The sequence below is a fragment of the Pseudomonas sp. SF2 genome (assembly GCF_036858055.1).
Lineage (GTDB): Bacteria > Pseudomonadota > Gammaproteobacteria > Pseudomonadales > Pseudomonadaceae > Aquipseudomonas.
The window spans coordinates 1-20,551 of the sequence record NZ_JAMBDI010000048.1 but is presented as its reverse complement, the minus strand read 5'-3'; the positions used below and the strand labels follow the sequence as shown (position 1 = coordinate 20,551).

Here is a 20,551-nt window from a genome sequence, read left to right as displayed (position 1 = left end):
ACCCCGTGAGGGCGTAATGATTCCCCAAACGGATCCAGACAATGCTCGAGTCAGAGTGAAACGAACCTGCGAACGCAGGTCCATGCAGCGCGCGATTATCCAGCAGGTCGCGTGACAACGCATCAGGCTGGAACAACTATTTATCGTACAAAACCCCTTGTTTTCTTGTGAACAAGGGGTTTTTTGCCCTCACATTTGTAACATAAATGTTACGGGGCCATCATTGACCAGGTGCACCTGCATGTCTGCGCCGAATTGCCCGCTTGCCACGTCGGCGTGCCGAGCCCTGGCTTGCTGCAAAAGATAGTCGAACAACTCGGCGCCGAGGGCCGGTGGCGCTGCCGTCGAGAAGCTCGGGCGCATGCCGTTGCGGGTGTCTGCCGCCAGGGTGAACTGCGACACCAGCAACAAACCACCCCCGACATCCTTGAGCGACAGGTTCATCTTGCCCTGCTCGTCACTGAACACCCGGTAGTTCAACAGCTTGTGCAGCAGCTTGTCGGCCTGCTCACGGGTATCTTCAGGCTCGACGGCCACCAGCACCAGCAAACCTTGGTCGATGGCACCTACCACCTCCCCCGCTACTTCCACCCGTGCGCCGCGCACACGTTGCAGCAGGCCCCTCATGCTTCTTCCAGGGGCAGATCGAGCAAACGTCGGGCCATCTGATCGGCAGCACGCACCAAGGCATCGGTGATGCCCGGTTCGGAAGCCGCGTGGCCAGCGTCACGGATAACCTTCAGTTCGCTGTTCGGCCAGGCCTGGTGCAGCGCCCAGGCGTTGTCCAGCGGACAAATCACATCATAGCGGCCATGCACGATCACCGCCGGCAGATGAGCAATTTTCGGCAGGTCGCGAATCAGCTGATCCGGCTCGAGGAAAGCATTGTTCATGAAGTAGTGGCATTCGATACGGGCGATCGACAGCGCGCGCTGCGGCTCGGAGAAGCGATCGACCACCAGCGGGTTGGGGCGCAAGGTGGCAGTACGGCCCTCCCAGGTGGACCAGGCCTTGGCCGCGTGCATCTGGGCGATCTGGTCGTTGCCGGTCAGGCGCTTGTGGAAGGCCGATACCAGGTCACCGCGCTCTTCCGGCGGGATCGGCGCGATGTAGTCCTGCCAGTAGTCGGGGAACAGGCGGCTGGCGCCTTCCTGGTAGAACCACTGGATTTCCTGGGGGCGGCACAGGAAGATACCGCGCAGGATCAGGCCATGTACCCGCTCGGGGTGGGTCTGGGCGTAGGCCAGGGCCAGGGTGGAACCCCACGAGCCGCCGAACAGCACCCATTTATCAATGCCCAGGTGCTCGCGGATGCGCTCCAGGTCCTCGACCAGGTGCCAGGTGGTGTTGTTCTCCAGGCTCGCGTGCGGCGTGGAGCGACCACAGCCGCGCTGGTCGAAGGTGATGATGCGGTACAGGGTGGGGTCGAAGTAGCAGCGGCTCTGGGCGTCGCAACCGGCGCCCGGGCCGCCGTGGATGAATACCACTGGCAGACCTTCTGGCGAGCCGCTTTCATCGACATACAGCACATGCGGCGCTTCCACGGCCAGATCGTGCCGGGCGTAGGGTTTGATCTGCGGGTACAGGGTCTGCATTGCGCACTCCGTGTGAGGATTATTCAGCCGTGGGCCATCATAAACCTGAATTGCGCTTTGAGCACTGCCCCTGAAGGGCACATATATCTACCTCCCACAGCCCGGACAGGCCAGCGATAGTCCCTTGCCCCAAATCAAGCAAGGGCCTCGCCATGCCAACTGCAGTCACTGCCGCGCCTAGTGTTCACTACGCCACCATCGAGCGCAAAGTCCCCACCTGGCTCAAGCAGGCTCCGCCAGAAACCCACCGCGCGATGCGCAACTGGCTTCAAACCCCTGCCTGGCTGGCAACGGCACTCCAGCAACAACCGGAAGTCGCCAAGGCATGGCAGGAGGAGCATGCACGCCACCGCGAACACCAGGCGCAGGTGCACAAGCTGTTCGAACAGCTTCCAACCCTGGAAACCTACGCCACCCAAGCACTCACCGAAGCCGTCAAGCAGCAATTCGGGCTTGACCTGGATGTGCGCAACACCTACCTCATCGATGCCCGCCTGATCGAGGCGACCAGTGCCATCGACAGCCGCCAGGCCATCGACCGGGCTACGCGCTCGCTGCTGCATTGCGCCTTGCACAACTTCGACCTGCCCGCCACCACCGAACATGGCATGGACGCGCCCGCTAGCCTGCTGAAGAAGTCGGTCATCGTCGATCATCGGCGCTTCATGGGTACCGTGCCGATCATCAATGCACTGGACATCGCCGCCGAAGACTTCGCCGACTTGTGTCGCACGCTGGATATCGGCGGCAAGTACCATGAGCGGGTACATGCCATCTACTATCCGGCGGCCACGCCGCCGCTCAGCGCCGATGAAACCGCACTGGCCGTTTATGAAACCCTGGGGCGTGCCGAGGTCTCGGCATTCCGGCAATCCCTGCATTTCGCCCGCCTCAAGGGCGACATCAGCGAAACGCTATATACCGCCGCTCTAGCCGCGCCACTTGACCAGGCGCCGTCGCCCTCCTCACCGATTACCTTCAGCTTGCTCGACTTGTGGGAAGCCGAACTGACCGGGGTTGTGCTCATCACCCTGCAAGCCGCAGGGCATCAGGCCGTGGCCCTGTATATTCCTGAAGACAGCACGACGCCACTCAAGGAGTTCACCAGCCAGAAAGCCCTGCACGACGAATTGCGCGACAGGCTCCAGGCCGATATCGGCTACCTGGACAGGCACCTCGCCGACCGCGACAAGGCGCCCATAATCACCCGCCTCAAGGACCGGCTCACCCCCCTCGCCTGGAGTGTTCGCGGCCTGCAGGAACGTGTTCCGGACCCGCACGCCACCCTGTACCCGGTCAAAAGGCCTTTCAGCCACGCATTCCAGGGCGTGATGGCCTTCCAGAAGGCCCAGCGTCATGAGAAGGATGTGCTGTTCCACGCCACGCCGACCGAAATCGTCGACCGGCGCACCGCACTCGCCCACCGGGAACTGATTGCCAGCCGCGTACTGACGGGCTTGAACATCGCCGGCTTCTTCGTGCCGGGGCTGGGCGAAGCGATGCTTGCCGTGTGCCTGGCCCAGCTGGCCCATGAGGTGTATGACGGTATCGACGCCTGGGAAAACGACGAGCGTGATACAGCCTATGGCTACCTGGTCGATGTGATCGAAAACATGGCGATCATGGCCGCCCTCGGCGCGGCAGCCAAGGCATTGGGAGGTTCACGGGGCGGCGAAGCCGGCAACGCGCTGGAAGGGCCGGAGATCGAAGAGCCAGCGGATGAGGCGCCAGAGCTGGCACGTATTCCTGTGGAAACGCCTTCCTTCATCGAAGAACTGGAAGACGTGGAAACACCCGATGGCCAGACGCGCCTGTGGAAACCCGACCTCACGCCCTACCAAAGCACAGAGACACTGCCCGACGACCTGGTACCGGACGAACTGGGCCTACGGCATCACCAAGGGAGACGCTGGCTGGTATTGCAGGGCAATCAGTACATCGTCACACCAGCGCCAACGACCGGTGAGTATCGTCTGCAACACCCGGCAAATCCTCGCCGCTACCAACCGCCAGTGCGGCACAACGGTGCCGGGGCATGGTTGCAGGTAACGGACAAGCCACTGAGTTGGTCGGGCACGACGCTATTGCGCCGTATCGGCCACTTGAGCGCGCACTTCGACGAGCCGACACTGCAACGGATTTTCGCCGTCAGCGGCATACACGAAGACGAGCTGCGCCGGGCCCTGGCCGACAGCCAACGGCTGCCGGCCTTGCTGGAAGACACCCTGCAACGCTTCAAGCTGGACGAAACGATCCGCCAACTGCCGGATGCCAGCACTCGCCCAGCTGAGTTTTCCAAGGCCTATGCCAGCCTGCCGCTCAGCCTGGCGCCGGGCGCCGAGGCCATACAGCGGGTGTACCCGAAACTGCCGGTAGCAGTCGCCAACGAGCTGGCGCGCGGCGCCAGTACCGACGAGCTGCAAATGCTCGACAACGGCAAGGTACCACTGCGCCTTGGCGAGGAGGCCCGCGTCTACCAGCAACACATCCGCCTGGCCCGCGCCCGTGAAGGGCTGTACCTGTCCAGCGTGCCAAACTGGGACAGCGACCGGTTGATCATGCACACCCTCGAACGCCTGCCAGGCTGGCCCACAGAAGCCAGGCTCCGGCTGCTCCAGCGTGTGTCCTGGCCGACCCAGGACCATGCCATAGGCCCGCTGGACGACCACCCGTACAAGACCATCACCCACGCCCGGGCAGGGTACATCGTTCACGACGAAAACCTGTCGAGTGCGGTGGTCACAACCCACCCAAGCCTTTACGCCGCCTTGTACGAGGCACTGCCAGCGGCCATGGCACAAATGGATGTCGCCGCCCCGCAAGCGCTGCAGCGCCTTGTACAGGAAAGCCCGTTGCTGCCTCGCCCGGCCCTGAGGGTGCTGCTGGGCATGCAGCCCGTACGCCCTGGCTATCGCTCCCCCATGCGCCTGGCCGACGGCCGCCTCGGCTACCCGCTCAGTGGCGGCGGCCCGGCCACGCAAGGCGTCACCCGCCAGCGCCTGCTCGAAGCTGTCGAAGCCACAGGCCTCGCTGCACGTACCGGCCGCTCCCCGGACCAGGTGCTGCTGGCACTTGCCGGTCACGGCCGTACACCGCTGCAGATATTCGAACATTTGCAGACACTGCTGGAGCAGCGCAACGAGCTGCAAAGCAGGCTGGACGACTGGAGCGAAGCCATTTCGCCGGCAACCGACCAGGCAGCACACGACTACGACAGCCTGCGTGACTCGATCATGCAACATTGGTACGACGCCGCACTGGACGACAGCGCCGGGCCTGGCACCGAGCTGCGTATCGCCCGTGTGCCCCTGGCCGACATCCCCCTGACCTTGCCCGATTTCTTCAACGCACGGGTGCGCAGCCTGAGCCTGATCGACCTGCCTTCAGGAACCCTGGCAGGCTGGGCGCAAAACGAGCGCCTGCTGCAACGCCTGCTCAGGCAGATGCCACAGATCGAGTCGCTGGAAATCAGCCGGCCGTTCGACCCCAGGGCAACGCCCTCGTCCTTCCTGTTTTGCATTCCCACCATCACCGAACACTTGCCAGGGTTGCAACGGCTGGTGATCACCAACCAGAACATGGCGCTTTCCGAAAGTGACCTGAACCTGCTGGCAGGGCTTCGCCAGTTGAGATACCTGGACCTGAGTGGTAACCGTCTGGCGCAGGGCAACAGGCCAAGTTTCCATGAACTGACCCTGGACTACCTGGGCCTGGACCAGATGCAGCTGGCCCAATGGCCAATCGGGATTGGCAGCGACGCCTTGGCGCGCATTGCCCGTCTGTCGTTGCGCCACAACAACCTCAGGTCGTTGCCCTCGTTCCTGCTTCACGAAACAGACACGCTGACAACCCCACCGGTGATCGCCCTGGAAGGCAACAGCATCAATGAATCCCACCTGCAGCGCTTGCTGCTGAATGAGCGTTTCGACACGTCGGGTATCACCACGGACCAGCCCGCAGCACTTTCCGAACAGCTCGCCCGCATTCGCGAGGAGCGACAACAGATGCGCGAAGCGATCGATGGCTGGGCCCAGGCGTCCAGCTCGAGCAACCCCTTGACCCAGGCCGCGCTGGCAGACAGGCAGCGCATCGAGTCGGCGATCAGTCAATTCTGGGAACAACAGGAGCAGGGCCAGTCATACCTTCGCTTGCAACTCGAGGAGGTGGCCATCGAGCATTTCCCCAGGCGGCTTCCGGCGTTCTTCGGTGCGCGCGTGCGTGCACTTGGCCTGACGCGGTTACGGGGCAGCGCCTCGCAGCTCGATGAACTGCTCAGGCGGTTCCCGAACGTCACCCGACTGACCATCGACGAGCACCAGGCCGCCACCCCCGCGCTGGCATCGGCCCTGGCTCGCCTTCCCCAGCTCGCCTACCTGGAGTTTCGCAACATGGGGCTGGAAGTCGACCAGGCCATGCTGGATATCTTCGCAGGGCTGCAACACCTGACCTCGCTGGACCTGTCAGGCAACCGTGTGGGCAGCATCGAGCGGGTACCCGCATCACTGTCCAGCAGCCTGCAGTCACTCGCACTGACCAACATGAACCTGCAAGCCTGGCCTAGCTGGTGTGACAGCTTGCTGCCGCTGGAGCTGCTGGACCTGAGCTCGAACAACATTACCCAGTTGCCCGAGCACATCCTCTCGAACCTGAACAACCCCATGCCGATCTCGTCGATCGCCCTGTTCGACAACCCGCTGCCGCTTGAAACCATCCTGCGGGTACGCGCGTTCTCGGACAGCAGCCAGCACAGCTATTCCTTTGCCCTGGATATTCCGGGCAACCTGATGGCCGTCGATTCTTCGAGCGAAGGGTCACTCGACCACCCTCACTTCCCCCTGCTGGGCGACGATACGCCCAGGCTGGAGGACTGGATGCTGGGCAGCGAGGCGCAGAACGAGGCGCTGCAGGACTGTTGGGAACAACTGGAAGGCAGTGACCTGTTGCGTCTGGTGGGCCGTTTGCACAATGCCGCCCCATACGTTGACCCGAATACGCGAACCACCTTCTGCGAACGGGTACGCATGATGCTGGTGGTGGCTGCAAGCAACGAATCCGAACGACCGATCATGGAGAGCATCGCCGCAGCAGCGTTGCCAGACCCGGAAACCGGCTCGCAGACCTGCCATGATGGCGCGCTGCAGGAGTTCAACAACATTGAACTGTACCTGATGAGCCAACGCCTGTTGATCGACGCCGGCGATACCCTGCAAGCACTGCGACATCGCCTGTTGCAGCTTTTCCGGATCGAACGGCTGGAGTTACTGGCCAACCAACGGACTGGCACGGGTGACCGGGTCTCGGTGCGCCTGGCCTACCGTCGCGAACTGGCCAGGGAACTGGACCTGCCGATCGCCGACAGCATGCGTTTTCGAGGGGCTGCGAACCTCGCGCGCGATGAGCTATCCAACGTGCTGGAAAAGGTCCGTAAAAGTGAACTGAGCGATGCACTGGTCGACTACATGCTGGCGAATCCGGATTGGAGCATGCGTCTGCGAACCGAATATGCCGACCGCTTCGCCGAAATAGAGGCCCGTTTCCGCCTGCGCGTGCTCGAACTGGCCAGCAAGGACCACTCGCTTCAGGATGAGTTGAACTTGCAGCAAGGCCTGCAGGATGACAAGGATCAGGAAGAGCAGGAGCTACTGCGCGAACTCACCATCAAGCAGATCAACACCAACTGACCCGCAGTGACTGGCGACGCGCATGACCTGCATCGCGTCGCCATTCTCGTTGGCGAGCTTCACCGCGCGTAACGCGCCTCGCCCCAGTCCAGCAGCGCCTGCAGAAGCTGTTTCAACACCTCCTGTGTCGGCCGGGCCAGGTCTTCGCGGTAATCGAACGGCTCGGTTTCCTCCATGTAGGTGCTCTGCGCCAGCTCCAGCTGCACCGCATGGATGTGGTTGGCCGGGTCGCCATAATGCCGGGTGATATGCCCGCCCTTGAAGCGGCCATTGAGCACATGGCTGTAGCCCTGGGCCTGGGCGCAGACCCCATTCAGCTGTTCGGCCAGAACCGGGTCGCAGCTGGCGCCGTTGAAGGTGCCCAGGTTGAAGTCTGGCAGCTTGCCGTCGAACAGGTGCGGGATCAGCGAACGGATCGAGTGGGCGTCCCACAGCAGGGCGTAGCCGAACTGCTCGCGCAGCCGCGCCAGCTCGCGACGAATCGTGTCGTGGTAGGGGCGCCAGATCTGCTCCAGATACTGCTTGCGTTCCTCGCCAGTCGGCTCCAGCCCGTCCTTGAACAATGGCTCGCCATCGAACAGCGTGGCTGGGTACAGGCCAGTGGTGGCGCCGGCGTACAGCGGCTTGTCGTCATCCGGGCGGTTCAGGTCGATGACGAAGCGCGAATACTCCGCTGCCACCACACTGGCGCCCATCTCGCGGGCAAAGTCATACAGCCGTGGAATATGCCAGTCGGTATCCGGCAGGCTGCGCGCCTGGTCGACCAGGCCATCTCGTACAGCCGGCGACAGTTTCAGGCCGGCATGGGGCATGCTGATCAGCAGCGGCAGGCGGCCCTGGTGAAAACTCAGTACCTTGTCCATCGTGCCTCTCTCAGTTGGAAATCTCGTGGCCCTTGCGCACCACGCGCTTGGGCAGGTCACCGCCCAGCCAGTAGGCCAGGTCGGCTGGGCGTTCGATCCGCCAGGCGACGAAGTCGGCGACCTTGCCCACTTCCAGCGAGCCATGGCTGTCGCCCAGGCCCAGCGCCGTGGCCGCGTGCACGGTGACACCGGCCAAGGCTTCTTCCGGGGTCATGCGGAAGCAGGTGCAGCCCATGTTCAGCATCAGACGCAGCGACAGCCCTGGCGAGGTGCCGGGGTTGAGGTCACTGGCCAGGGCGATCTTCACGCCGTGGCGGCGCAGCGCGTCCATCGGCGGCAGCTGGGTTTCGCGCAGGAAGTAGAACGCGCCCGGCAGCAGCACGGCGACCGTGCCAGCGTTTGCCATGGCAATGGCGTCGTCCTCGGTCATGAACTCCAGGTGGTCGGCTGACAGCGCCTGGTAGCGCGCCGCCAGGCTGGAACCGTGCAGCGAGGACAACTGCTCGGCGTGCAACTTGACCGGCAGGCCCAGCTCGCGCGCCTTGATGAACAGCCGCTCGACCTGGGCCGGGGAGAACGCCAGGTGTTCGCAGAAGGCATCCACGGCGTCCACCAGGCCTTCGGCGGCCAGGGCCGGCAACATTTCGTCGCAGATATGCGCGATGTAGTCGTCAGCCCGGCCGGCGTACTCCGGCGGCAAGGCGTGGGCGGCCAGGCAGGTGGCGCGCACCGCCAGCGGCAACTCGTCGGCCAGGCGCCGGGCCACGCGCAGCATCTTGCGCTCGTTGGCCAGGTCCAGGCCGTAGCCGGACTTGACCTCGATGGTGGTCACGCCGTCACGCATCAGCGCCTGGACCCGCTGACGAGCACTGGCGAACAACTCGTCCTCGCTGGCCGCGCGGGTGGCCCGCACGGTGCTGGCGATGCCACCGCCCTGTGCGGCGATTTCGGCATAGCTCACGCCCTGCAGGCGCTGCTCGAACTCACCGCTGCGGTTGCCACCGAACACCGCATGGGTGTGGCAGTCGATCAGCCCCGGGGTGACCCAGGCGCCGCCCAGGTCCACCGTACGCTCGGCCTCGACCGACGCAAGCTCGGTGCGTGGGCCGATCCACTCGATCAGCCCGGCGTTGGTGACAATGGCCGCGTCCTCGATGGCCGAGTAACGGCCCTCGGCCATGGTTGCCACATGGCAGTGCTGCCAGACGGTTCTCATACATTTACTCCTGTACTAGCGGTGCAGCTCGGCCGGTTGCGCTGCCGGCTGGCCCTGCCCTGCGCGCGGCTTGCACCACAGCAGGTAGGACGCCACCAGGAACACCACCCAGACCACGCCGACAAGCAATGCCGCCTGGGTATCCGGGAAGTAACCGAGCACGCCAAAGATGAACACCATGAACGCAATGGCCATGGCCGGGCCGTAAGGCCAGAACGGTACCGGGAACTGCAACTGGGCCACCTGCTCACGGCTCATGCTGCGGCGCATGGCCACCTGGGTGACCAGGATCATCAGCCACACCCACACGGTGGCGAAGGTGGCGATCGATGCGATCAGCAGGAACACGTTCTCCGGGATCAGGTAGTTGAGCAGCACACCGATCAGCAGCGCAGCACCCATCACCACCACGGTCATCCATGGCACGCCGTGCTTCGACAGCTTGCTGAAGCCGCGCGGGGCATGGCCTTGCTGAGCGAGGCCGTACATCATGCGACCGGCGCCGAAGATGTCGCTGTTGATGGCCGAGATCGCGGCGGAAATAACCACGACGTTCAGCACGGCGGCGGCGGAACCGATGCCCAGGTTGCTGAAGATCTGCACGAACGGGCTGCCCTGGCTGCCGATTTGTGGCCATGGGAACAGGCACATCAGCACGAACAGGGTGAGCACGTAGAACAGCAGGATGCGCAACGGCACGGCGTTGATCGCCTTGGGGATGACCCGCTGCGGGTCCTTGGCCTCACCGGCGGTGACGCCGATGATCTCGATGCCGCCGAAGGCGAACATCACCACGGCAAAGGAGGCGATCAGGCCACCCACGCCATTGGGCATGAAGCCACCGTGGTCGAACAGGTTGCTGACACCCACGGCTTGCCCGGTGCCTACCTGGCTGAAGCCGAATGCCATGATGCCGAGGCCGGCCAGGATCATCGCCACGATGGCGCCGACCTTGAGCAGCGACAGCCAGAATTCCATTTCGCCAAAGACCTTGACGTTGCACAGGTTGAGGCCGCCGATCAGGAAGACGATGCCCAGCACCCAGATCCAGCGGGCCACTTCCGGGAACCAGAAGCCCATGTAGATACCGAAGGCGGTAACGTCGGCGATGGCGACGATGACCATCTCGAAGGCGTAGGTCCAGCCGAGGATGAAGCCGGCCATGGGGCCGAGGTAGGTGCTGGCGTAGTGGCCGAACGAGCCGGCAACCGGGTTGTGCACGGCCATTTCACCGAGCGCGCGCATGACCATGTACACGGCGGCGCCACCGATCAGGTAGGCCAGCAGCACGGCTGGGCCGGCCATCTGGATGGCCGAGGCGGAGCCGTAGAACAGGCCCGTGCCGATGGCGGAACCGAGGGCCATGAAACGGATGTGGCGGGCACTCAGCCCGCGCTTGAGACCTTGAGCTTGTTGCATGTCACGTCCTTGAATTGTTTTTGTGGTCGTGAGATCGAGGGGGCCGCCATGCTGCCCAATCGCGAGCAAGCTCGCTCCTACAAGGGAATGCGTTGCCTTTGTAGGAGCGAGCTTGCTCGCGATGGGCCGCAACGCGGCCCTAGGGGCATTACAGGCTTGGCAGCACACCCGCCGGCAGCAGGCCGGTCAGGCTACCCTTGGCCAACAGTTCCACGGCCTTTTCGATGTCGGGCGCGAAGAAACGGTCACGGTCGTAGTGCGGCACTTCGCTGCGCAGCGCCTGGCGCGCCTGCTCCAGCTTGGCGGAAGTCTTCAGGCCCTTGCGCAGGTCCAGGCCCTGGCAGGCGCCCAGCCATTCGATGGCCAGCACGCCACGGGTGTTTTCGGCCATTTCCCACAGGCGCTTGCCGGCAGCCGGGGCCATCGACACGTGGTCTTCCTGGTTGGCCGAAGTTGGCAGGCTGTCGACGCTGTGCGGGTGCGACAGGGCCTTGTTCTCGCTGGCCAGGGCAGCAGCGGTGACCTGGGCGATCATGAAGCCGGAGTTGACCCCGCCGTTTTCCACCAGGAACGGCGGCAGCTGGGACATGTGCTTGTCCATCATCAGCGAGATACGGCGCTCGCTGAGCGAACCGATTTCGGCGATGGCCAGGGCGATATTGTCGGCGGCCATGGCCACCGGCTCGGCGTGGAAGTTGCCGCCGGAAATCACGTCACCCTCGGCAGCGAACACCAGTGGGTTGTCCGATACGGCGTTGGCTTCGATGCCCAGTACCTCGGCGGCCTGGCGCAGCTGGGTCAGGCAGGCGCCCATGACCTGCGGCTGGCAACGCAGCGAGTACGGGTCCTGGACCTTGTCGCAGTTCTTGTGCGACAGCGACACTTCGCTGGAGTCGCCCAGCAGGTCACGGAAGCAGGCAGCAGTGTCGATCTGGCCACGCTGGCCGCGCACTTCGTGGATGCGCGCATCGAACGGCGAGCGCGAGCCCAGTGCGGCTTCGACACTCAGGCCGCCGCAGGCGATGGCGGCGGCGTACAGGTCTTCGCCCTGGAACAGGCCACGCAGGGCATAGGCGGTGGACGCCTGGGTACCGTTGAGCAGGGCCAGGCCCTCCTTGGCGGCCAGGGTCAGCGGCTCGAGGCCGGCCACAGCCAGGGCTTCGGTGGCTGGCAGCCACTGGCCCTTGTAGCGGGCCTTGCCTTCACCCAGCAGCACCAGCGACATGTGCGCCAGCGGGGCGAGGTCACCGGAAGCGCCCACCGAACCCTTCAGCGGGATGTGCGGGTACACTTCGGCGTTGACCAGGGCGATCAGCGCGTCGATGACTTTGCGGCGGATGCCGGAGAAGCCACGGCTGAGGCTGTTGATCTTCAGCACCATGATCAGCCGCACCAGGTCGTCATCCAGCGGCGCGCCGACACCGGCGGCGTGGGACAGTACCAGCGAGCGCTGCAGGTTTTCCAGGTCGTGGCTGGCGATGCGGGTCGAGGCCAGCAGGCCGAAACCGGTGTTGATGCCGTAGGCGGTACGGTCTTCGGCAATGATCTGCTCGACGCAGGCAACGCTGGCGTCGATGGCCGGCGCGGCGCTGGCGTCCAGTTGCAGGCGCACGGGCGCGGCATGGATGGCGCGCAGCTGGGCCAGGGTCAGGGTGCCGGGCTTGAGGGTCAATTCGGTCACTTCACTACTCCAATCGCGTGGAGCCGCAGGCCCGTTTTCTGGTGCCTGCGCGCCCCTTCTTGTTGTTCAGTATCACCCTTGTGGGGTGCGATCCAAAGCGTGGCGATCAGCCAGTGATCATCGGCAGGTCCAGGCCCTGCTCCTTGGCACAGTCGATGGCGATGTCGTAACCGGCATCGGCATGACGCATTACACCGGTCCCTGGGTCGTTGGTCAGCACGCGCGCGATACGCGCGGCGGCTTCATCGGTACCGTCGCAGACGATGACCATGCCCGAGTGCTGGGAGAAGCCCATGCCCACGCCACCACCGTGGTGCAGCGAAACCCAGGTAGCACCGCCGGCGGTGTTCAGCAGGGCGTTGAGCAGCGGCCAGTCGGAGACGGCATCGGAGCCGTCACGCATGGCTTCGGTTTCACGGTTGGGGCTGGACACCGAACCGGAGTCCAGGTGGTCACGGCCGATCACGATCGGTGCCGACAGCTCGCCGCTGCGTACCATTTCGTTGAACGCCAGGCCCAGCTTGGCGCGCAGGCCCAGGCCAACCCAGCAGATACGTGCCGGCAGGCCCTGGAAGCTGATGCGCTCGCGGGCCATGTCCAGCCAGCGGTGCAGGTGGGCGTCGTCGGGGATCAGTTCCTTGACCTTGGCGTCGGTCTTGTAGATGTCTTCGGCATCACCGGACAGCGCCGCCCAGCGGAACGGGCCGATGCCACGGCAGAACAGCGGGCGGATGTAGGCCGGCACGAAGCCCGGGAAGTCGAAGGCATTGGTCACGCCTTCTTCCTTGGCCATCTGGCGGATGTTGTTGCCGTAGTCGAAGGTCGGGATACCCTGCTTCTGGAAGTCGAGCATGGCTTGAACATGTACGGCCATCGACTGCTTGGCGGCCTTGACCACGGCAGCCGGTTCGGTCTGCGCACGGTCGCGGTATTGTTCCCAGGTCCAGCCGGCCGGCAGGTAGCCGTTCAGTGGGTCGTGGGCGCTGGTCTGGTCGGTGACCATGTCCGGGCGCACGCCACGCTTGACCAGCTCTGGCAGGATTTCGGCAGCGTTGCCGTGCAGGGCAATGGAGATGGCCTTGCCTTCGGCGGTGTACTTGGCGATGCGTGCCAGGGCGTCGTCGAGGTCAGTGGCCTGCTCGTCGACGTAGCGGGTTTCCAGGCGGAAGTCGATGCGGCTCTGCTGGCATTCGATGTTCAGCGAGCAGGCACCGGCCAGGGTGGCGGCCAGAGGCTGCGCGCCGCCCATGCCACCCAGGCCGGCGGTCAGTACCCACTTGCCTTTCAGGCTGCCGCCGTAATGCTGGCGACCGGCTTCGACGAAGGTTTCGTAGGTGCCCTGGACGATGCCCTGGCTGCCGATGTAGATCCAGCTGCCGGCGGTCATCTGGCCGTACATGGCCAGGCCCTTGGCGTCCAGTTCGTTGAAGTGTTCCCAGTTGGCCCAGTGCGGCACCAGGTTGGAGTTGGCGATCAGCACGCGCGGGGCGTTGCTGTGGGTCTTGAACACGCCGACCGGCTTGCCCGACTGTACCAGCAGGGTTTCGTCGTCTTCCAGGCGGGTCAGGGTCTCGACGATCTTGTCGTAGCAGGCCCAGTTGCGCGCGGCACGGCCGATACCGCCGTACACCACCAGTTCTTTCGGGTTTTCCGCGACCTGTGGATCGAGGTTGTTCATCAGCATGCGCAGTGGCGCTTCGGTCAGCCAGCTTTTGGCAGTCAGCTTGTTGCCACGTGGGGCACGGATCTCAACGTCACGGTATTTGTTGTTGTCGGTCACGGGAAAGGTCCTCTACGGTCGTCCGCGGGCGGGTATGTCGTGGTAGATATACAAACACATCTTTACTTGTATGTACAAGCACGGACAACCAAAATAATCGGACCTTTCCGCCGAATGGTTTGGTGCATGCGTTGATTCTTTCTGCGCCAGTGAGATCGAGCGCCGCCCGCGCGGCGCTTCGCGGGACAAGCCCGCTCCCACATTTGTTGCAACGTGCCGAACCTGTCAGGCCATGGTTGCCTGCCTTGGTGCATGTCTTGAGACTGGTGAGGCGGCGGCAGCGCCAGCCGAGAAATTGAGTCAGACCAACAAGGCTGACAACCATGGCCTGACAGACATGGCCACGTTGCAACAAATGTGGGAGCGGGCTTGTCCCGCGAAGCGCCGCGCGGGCGGCGCTCGATCTTACAGGCGACAAAAAACTACAGGCGAACTTACAGGAGACAAAAACCTACAGGCGAACCCCTCAGCGCCCCACCAACTCGATCAGGCAGAACCGCCCTTGAACCTCGAGCCCCAGCAACTGGTCATTGCCCTCCAGCCGCAAGCAGTCATACAACCCCAACCGCTGCGTCTCACGCCCGGCGATGCCAACCTCGACCTGGCTGCTGGCTGCGAACAGCAACACCGTCGACGCCGAGGTGTACAAGCGGCTGGTGCCATCGAACCACTGCAACCGCGCCCGGTAGCGCTGCGGTGCATAGATCAGGTTGAAATCGCGGATCGCCCCGCCCAGCAGCTTGCAGCTGACCTGGCTCTCGCCGCTGAAGGCAAAGGCATCGAACGGCAGCAACGGCCGGCTGGCCTGGCCGTCGACCAGCAGGCGCATACCGTCGCCCTGCAGCACGGTGATGATCCGCTGGTAGCCGGCGAAGGTGGAAAAGCCGCCGGACTCCTCGATATCGGCAATCGACAGGCGCCAGCCAAAGCCGTCCAGGCCCTCGCCACTGTCGCGGGTAATTTCTTCGGTGAAACCGCCACCGTTCTTCCACGGCATGCGCGGGTAGTCCTGCGCACGCAACAACTGCAGCTGACTCATTTACTGAAACGTCCTTCCAGGCGATGACGGGAACCGGGGTGGATCAGCCGCGCGGCGGTCACCGGCTGGCGGCCGGACCAGGTGCGACGGCGGATAAGCAGGCAGGGCTCGCCCCGCTCGATCTGCAACAGGCGGCATTCTTCCGGCTCGGCCAGGATCGCCTCGACCACGTGCTCACCCTCGGTCAGCGGCGCCACCTGCGACAGATAGGCGTAAGGCGTCTGCCGGGTGAAGTCCTGCTTGAGGTACTCGGGGGCAATCGCCGCATTGACGTAGCGGTCCTCGATCTGCACCGGCACGCCATTCTCGAAATGCACGATCAGCGAGTGGAACACCCGCTGGCCTTCACGCATGTCCAGGGCCAGGGCCCGCTCGGAACCGGCCGCTTCCTCGGTGAGGGTGATCACCTGGCAGCTATGCTGGTGGCCACGCGCGGCAATTTCGTCGGCGATGTTGTTGACCTCGAACAGCGCCGAACGCCCCTTGGGCTCGGCCACGAAGGTACCGACCCCTTGCATGCGCACCAGCAGGCCTTCGGCGGTGAGTTCGCGCAGAGCGCGGTTGATGGTCATGCGGCTGAAGCCCAGCTCGCTGACCAGTTCGCTCTCCGAGGGTACCCGGTGATGCGGTGGCCAGCTGCCATTGTCGATCTGCTGGATGATCATCTGTTTGACCCGGGCGTACAGCGGCGCCGGGCCCTCGCCCATCTGGGCAACCAGCGCGGAGACAGGAGGTGTCGGCACGGCGTTGGATCCTTGTGCAAATGGAATGAGCGGTAGCTTGCCGCAGTTTACCCGGCAGGCAAACACCTGTATATGTATATACAAGTTACCAATAACAGGATTTTCACCGATGTCCGCCTACTTTGCCGAACGCGCCCTGCTGCCCACGGGCTGGGCCAGCCATGTCCGTATCGAGGTCACCCGCGATGGCCACGTGGCCCGCATCGAGCCGGGCGCCTCGGCCGAGGGCGCCGAGCGGCTGGCCGGCCCGCTGCTGCCCGGCATGCCCAACCTGCACTCGCATGCCTTCCAGCGCGCCATGGCAGGGCTGGCGGAGGTCGCCGGCAACCCCAATGACAGTTTCTGGACCTGGCGCGACCTGATGTACCGCCTGGTCGGCCAGATCAGCCCGGAGCAGCTGCAGGTCATCGCCCGCCAGCTGTACATCGAGATGCTCAAGGCCGGCTATACCTCGGTCGCCGAATTCCACTACGTGCACCACGACCAGGCCGGCAAGACCTATGCCGACCCGGCCGAACTGTCCCGCCGCATCAGCGCAGCCGCAGCCGACAGTGGCATTGGCCTGACCTTGCTGCCGGTGCTGTACAGCCATTCAGGCTTCGGCGGCCAGGCCCCGAATGACGGGCAACGGCGCTTCATCAACTCCACCGAGCAATACCTGCAACTGCAAGCGCAACTGGCCCCGCTGCTGGCCGCACAACCTGCCCAGCAACTGGGATTGTGCTTCCATTCGCTGCGGGCGGTGACGCCCGGGCAGATCGCCGAGGTGCTGGCAGCCAGCGACAAGCAATGCCCGGTGCATATCCATATCGCCGAGCAGCAGAAGGAAGTCGACGACTGCCTGGCCTGGAGCGGCCTGCGCCCGTTGCAGTGGCTATACGAACATGTGGACGTGGACCCACGCTGGTGCCTGGTGCATGCCACCCATGCCGAGCCGGATGAAGTTACTGCCATGGCTCGCAGCGGCGCGGTAGCCGGGCTGTGCCTGACCACCGAGGCCAATCTGGGCGACGGGATTTTCCCGGCAGTGGACTACCTGGCACAGGGTGGGCGCATGGGCATTGGTTCGGACAGCCATGTGTCGCTGAGCGTGGTGGAGGAGCTGCGCTGGCTGGAATATGGCCAGCGGCTGCGCGACCAGCGGCGTAACCGCCTGTATCGCGGCGACCAGCCGATGGTCGGGCGCACGCTGTATGACGCTGCGCTGGCGGGCGGTGCACAGGCGCTGGGGCAGGCGGTCGGGGAGCTGGCTGTGGGCAAGCGCGCCGACTGGCTGGTGCTCGACGGGCAGGACCCCTACATCGCCATGGCGGACGGAGATGCCATTCTCAACCGCTGGCTGTTTGCCGGGGGCGATCGCCAGGTGCGGGATGTGATGGTGAATGGGCAGTGGGTGGTGCGCCAGGGGCGGCATGCGCAGGAAGAGGAAAGCCGGTTGGCGTTTGCCGAGGTACTGCGGCAGCTTTTGGGCTGATCTACCGGCAGTTCTCTCGCATTCGCGTGTGAACCCGCTCCCACAGGTGAGGCGCTGAACTCAGATGCGGTGAGTACCTGTGGGAGCGGGTTNNCGGCGAAGCCGGTGCCATACATCGCGGTTGCGGGTAGGCCCACACCCACAACCACTCTGAACCTCAGTGCCTCTTGACGATCTGCTGGTCCGACGCGCGCCAGATCAGGCGGCTGGTGTCATACCCCTGTTGCCGTGCCCTGGACATCAGGTTCTCGCGCTCCCAGGCCGGTAGCGTCGGCGTACGCGAAAGGATCCACAAGTGCTTGCGATCCGGGCTGCCGACCACCGCCGTGCGGTAGCGTTCATCCACATACAGAATCCAGTACTCGCCCCTGGCCACACCCGGCACCAGCTTGGTGAACCAGTTGTCGAACTCGACCCACAACTTGTCAGTGTGCCCCGGCTCCTGGATGCTCGCATGCCCTTCGGCGCGCAGCCATTCGTCACCCATGGTGCGGCAGCGGTTGAGCACGCCGAGGCTACCATCCAGTTTGAGGTTGTAATGCGCCTCGGACTGTTCGCAGCCGGTCTGGTAGCGCATGGGCAGGCGCGCCAGCTCGTACCATTTGCCCTGGTAGCGCTTGAGGTCGATGTGGCCAGCGGTTTTCGGCGCCAGCGGATCGTGCACGGAGCCGGCACAACCACCCAGCAGCAACGCCAGGCATACCCCCATCAGCAGATACAGACGCCTCATTTGAGACCCTGCCCTGAATACATCAGTACCTTGTCTGCAGCGTACTGCACGCTGATGAAGCTCTTCTCGTCCCCCCAGGTGCAGCTGCTCATGCCCAGTGCGCCAGAGCACTCGGTCGGCGTGCCGAGCAACTGCTCGACCTCGGCCTTGTTCATACCGGCCTTGATCTTGGAATAGTTTTCCTGGTTGATCTTGCTGCAGGCAGTCAGGACGACGCACAGCGACAACAGGGCGAGGGAACGCAACGACATGAAGGACACTCCTGAAGAGGGGATACAGGCGAGTGGCCTGTAGTGACCTTCGACGATAAAAACCCTCCCAGGTTCCCTGCCCTCCCTCCTCTACCCCTACGCCATTGGTCGGATGGCCACTACTGTGCGATTAATCACAAAGGAGTATCCCGACCAAACAAAAAGGCCGCCCCGTGCAGGGGCGACCTTGCGTCGCGATGGCCTGCGCAGCAGACCACGAAACCTCAGAATCTGGAGCCTGGCTCCAGCAAAAAGTCCATTTCTTCACTGGTGCTCGGCCGCTCCAGCACCAGGTTGCGGTGCGGAAAGCGCCCAAACCGGGCAATCACCCGTTGATGCTGCTCGGCATAGTCGAGGAAGCCTTCGAACAGCCGGCGGTTGGCTTCAGGCTGCTCGTCCAGCAGCAACTGGTAGCGCTCGACGCACAGGTTCTGCCAGTCAAGCACTTCGGCATGCTCCAGCACCAGCAGCACGAACACCCGCTGGATCGGCAGCAACTGGTAATCCCAGTTCTTCTGCAAACCCTGCATCGCCACCACCTGGGCACGCCGGTCGCCCTCGAAGGCGCGCGGCGTGTCGCGGTAGATCATGCGTGGCAGCTGGTCCAGCAGGATCAGCAGGCCCAGCCAGCCCTGCGGGCTTTGCTGCCACTCGTCGAGCCCACCCGCCAGGGCGTGCTCGACCAGCTCGCCAAACAGCGCATGGGCCTCGGCATCGTGATGCTTGCCGAACCACAGCGTGCTCTTCTCGTCAGCCACGGCCTGGGGACTGGTGCCCCAACCGAACCACCACTCCAGCAACGGCTGCCAAGGTGCGAGCATGACTTACTCCTTGTGGTAGGCGGTGACGCGCTCGACCTCTTCCTTCGAGCCGAGGATTACCGACACACGCTGGTGCAGGCTTTCCGGCTTGATGTCGAGGATGCGATCGTAACCGTTAGTGGAGGCGCCGCCGGCCTGTTCGATGATGAACGACATCGGGTTGGCTTCGTACATCAGGCGCAGCTTGCCCGGCTTGCTCGGCTCGCGGGCGTCACGTGGGTACATGAACAGGCCGCCACGGGTCAGGATGCGATGCACGTCGGCCACCATCGAGGCGATCCAGCGCATGTTGTAGTTCTTCTTCAGCGGGCCGGTCTCGCCTGCCAGCAGCTCGCCCACGTAACGCTGAACCGGGGCTTCCCAGTGGCGCTGGTTGGACATGTTGATGGCGAACTCGGCGGTGCTTTCCGGCACGCGGATGTTTTCGTGGGTGAGGACGAAGCTGCCCAGTTCGCGGTCCAGGGTGAAGCCCTTGACGCCGTTGCCCAGGGTCAGGATCAGCATGGTCTGCGGGCCATAGATGGCGTAACCGGCGGCGACCTGCTGGGTGCCTGGCTGCAGGAAGGCATTTTCGTTCAGGGTTTCGTTCTGGCTCAGGTACTCGTTAGGGCAACGCAGTACCGAGAAGATGGTGCCGACCGAAACGTTGACGTCGATGTTGGACGAGCCGTCCAGCGGGTCGAAGACCAGCAGGTAGGCGCCTTTCGGGTACTTGCCCGGAATCTGGTAGGCGTTGTCCATTTCTTCGGAGGCCATGCCAGCCAGGTGGCCGCCCCATTCGTTGGCTTCCAGCAGGATATCGTTGGAAATCACGTCCAGTTTCTTCTGGACTTCGCCCTGCACGTTTTCAGTGCCCATGCTGCCCAGCACACCGCCGAGGGCGCCTTTGGACACGTGATGGCTGATTTCCTTGCACGCACGCGCCACCACTTCGATCAGGAAGCGCAGATCGGCAGGGGTATTGTTGCTGCGGGTCTGCTCAATCAGATAGCGACTCAGGGTAACGCGGGACATGTATGGCTCCGAAAGGATTGGGGGATGAAAAACCCACGCAGTTTACAGGGAGAGTTGCGGGCTAGCGAGTGATGAGACTCGCCACGGCTCTCAGACGGCACAATAGGTCGGTAGTTCAGCGTGCGCCAGGCCGGTGGTCTGGTTGTAGGCCTCTTCGCGAGCACGCCCGCTCGGTACAAACCGGAGACATCGTTTACATTTCAAACCGGGGACATGGTTTACAGGCTAATACGCATGATCAGGA

15 protein-coding genes are annotated in these 20,551 nt (G+C 63.8%); 2 read left to right on the top strand and 13 right to left on the bottom strand.

Annotated elements, in window-relative coordinates; all coding sequences use genetic code 11:
* Positions 1-189: 189 nt before the first annotated feature.
* Together dtd and pip are read right to left on the bottom strand one after the other, a co-directional pair.
* Positions 190-627: a D-aminoacyl-tRNA deacylase gene (gene dtd / locus M2S36_RS22190; protein WP_207828391.1), complete on the bottom strand. Its 438-nt coding sequence runs from the start codon at positions 625-627 to the stop codon at positions 190-192.
* Positions 624-1,595, bottom strand: coding sequence for a prolyl aminopeptidase (gene pip / locus M2S36_RS22185; protein WP_207828389.1), 972 nt, complete (start codon positions 1,593-1,595; stop codon positions 624-626). Before pip ends, dtd begins: the two co-directional genes overlap by 4 nt.
* Positions 1,596-1,747: 152 nt before the next feature.
* On the opposite strand from pip, the gene M2S36_RS22180 reads away from it, so the two are divergent.
* Positions 1,748-7,276 (top strand): dermonecrotic toxin domain-containing protein, encoded by a 5,529-nt coding sequence (locus tag M2S36_RS22180; protein ID WP_333957857.1) that lies wholly within the window; start codon positions 1,748-1,750, stop codon positions 7,274-7,276.
* 59 nt (positions 7,277-7,335) lie between these two features.
* Here M2S36_RS22180 and hutG read toward each other — a convergent pair whose 3' ends face one another.
* From hutG to hutC, 7 genes are all read right to left on the bottom strand, one after another.
* A complete protein-coding gene (gene hutG, locus M2S36_RS22175) occupies positions 7,336-8,139 on the bottom strand; it encodes an N-formylglutamate deformylase (RefSeq protein ID WP_207828386.1) in 804 nt (267 codons plus the stop codon).
* 10 nt (positions 8,140-8,149) lie between these two features.
* The gene (hutI, locus tag M2S36_RS22170; RefSeq protein ID WP_207828384.1) at positions 8,150-9,355 is read right to left on the bottom strand and encodes an imidazolonepropionase; all 1,206 of its coding nucleotides are present in this window, start codon (positions 9,353-9,355) and stop codon (positions 8,150-8,152) included.
* A gap of 15 nt (positions 9,356-9,370) precedes the next feature.
* A complete protein-coding gene (locus M2S36_RS22165) occupies positions 9,371-10,774 on the bottom strand; it encodes an amino acid permease (RefSeq protein WP_207828382.1) in 1,404 nt (467 codons plus the stop codon).
* Positions 10,775-10,922: 148 nt separating this feature from the next.
* Positions 10,923-12,455 carry a histidine ammonia-lyase gene (gene hutH / locus M2S36_RS22160; RefSeq protein WP_063912025.1) on the bottom strand — a complete coding sequence of 511 codons (1,533 nt, stop codon included), beginning with the start codon at positions 12,453-12,455 and terminating at the stop codon, positions 10,923-10,925.
* 106 nt (positions 12,456-12,561) lie between these two features.
* Positions 12,562-14,235 carry a urocanate hydratase gene (gene hutU, locus M2S36_RS22155; RefSeq protein WP_207828380.1) on the bottom strand — a complete coding sequence of 558 codons (1,674 nt, stop codon included), beginning with the start codon at positions 14,233-14,235 and terminating at the stop codon, positions 12,562-12,564.
* 466 nt (positions 14,236-14,701) lie between these two features.
* Positions 14,702-15,274 carry a HutD/Ves family protein gene (locus M2S36_RS22150; RefSeq protein ID WP_333957854.1) on the bottom strand — a complete coding sequence of 191 codons (573 nt, stop codon included), beginning with the start codon at positions 15,272-15,274 and terminating at the stop codon, positions 14,702-14,704.
* Complete coding sequence (gene hutC, locus M2S36_RS22145; protein WP_177328482.1) at positions 15,271-15,981, bottom strand: histidine utilization repressor; 711 nt, start codon at positions 15,979-15,981, stop codon at positions 15,271-15,273. The genes M2S36_RS22150 and hutC overlap by 4 nt, the downstream gene beginning before the upstream one ends.
* Positions 15,982-16,126: 145 nt before the next feature.
* On the opposite strand from hutC, the gene M2S36_RS22140 reads away from it, so the two are divergent.
* Positions 16,127-17,491, top strand: coding sequence for a formimidoylglutamate deiminase (locus M2S36_RS22140; protein ID WP_207828369.1), 1,365 nt, complete (start codon positions 16,127-16,129; stop codon positions 17,489-17,491).
* 157 nt (positions 17,492-17,648) lie between these two features.
* Here M2S36_RS22140 and M2S36_RS22135 read toward each other — a convergent pair whose 3' ends face one another.
* The 4 genes from M2S36_RS22135 to M2S36_RS22120 all read right to left on the bottom strand — a co-directional run bounded on the left by M2S36_RS22135 (position 17,649) and on the right by M2S36_RS22120 (position 20,307).
* Positions 17,649-18,221: a lipocalin family protein gene (locus M2S36_RS22135; protein WP_207828367.1), complete on the bottom strand. Its 573-nt coding sequence runs from the start codon at positions 18,219-18,221 to the stop codon at positions 17,649-17,651.
* Entirely contained in the window at positions 18,218-18,472 is a 255-nt protein-coding gene (gene bamE, locus M2S36_RS22130) for an outer membrane protein assembly factor BamE domain-containing protein (RefSeq protein ID WP_003249234.1), read from the bottom strand. The genes M2S36_RS22135 and bamE overlap by 4 nt, the downstream gene beginning before the upstream one ends.
* Before the next feature lie 224 nt (positions 18,473-18,696).
* Positions 18,697-19,293 (bottom strand): DUF924 family protein, encoded by a 597-nt coding sequence (locus M2S36_RS22125; protein ID WP_063912031.1) that lies wholly within the window; start codon positions 19,291-19,293, stop codon positions 18,697-18,699.
* A 3-nt stretch (positions 19,294-19,296) separates the two neighbouring features.
* A complete protein-coding gene (locus M2S36_RS22120; protein WP_016712457.1) occupies positions 19,297-20,307 on the bottom strand; it encodes a class 1 fructose-bisphosphatase in 1,011 nt (336 codons plus the stop codon).
* Between the last annotated feature and the right edge of the window lie 244 nt (positions 20,308-20,551).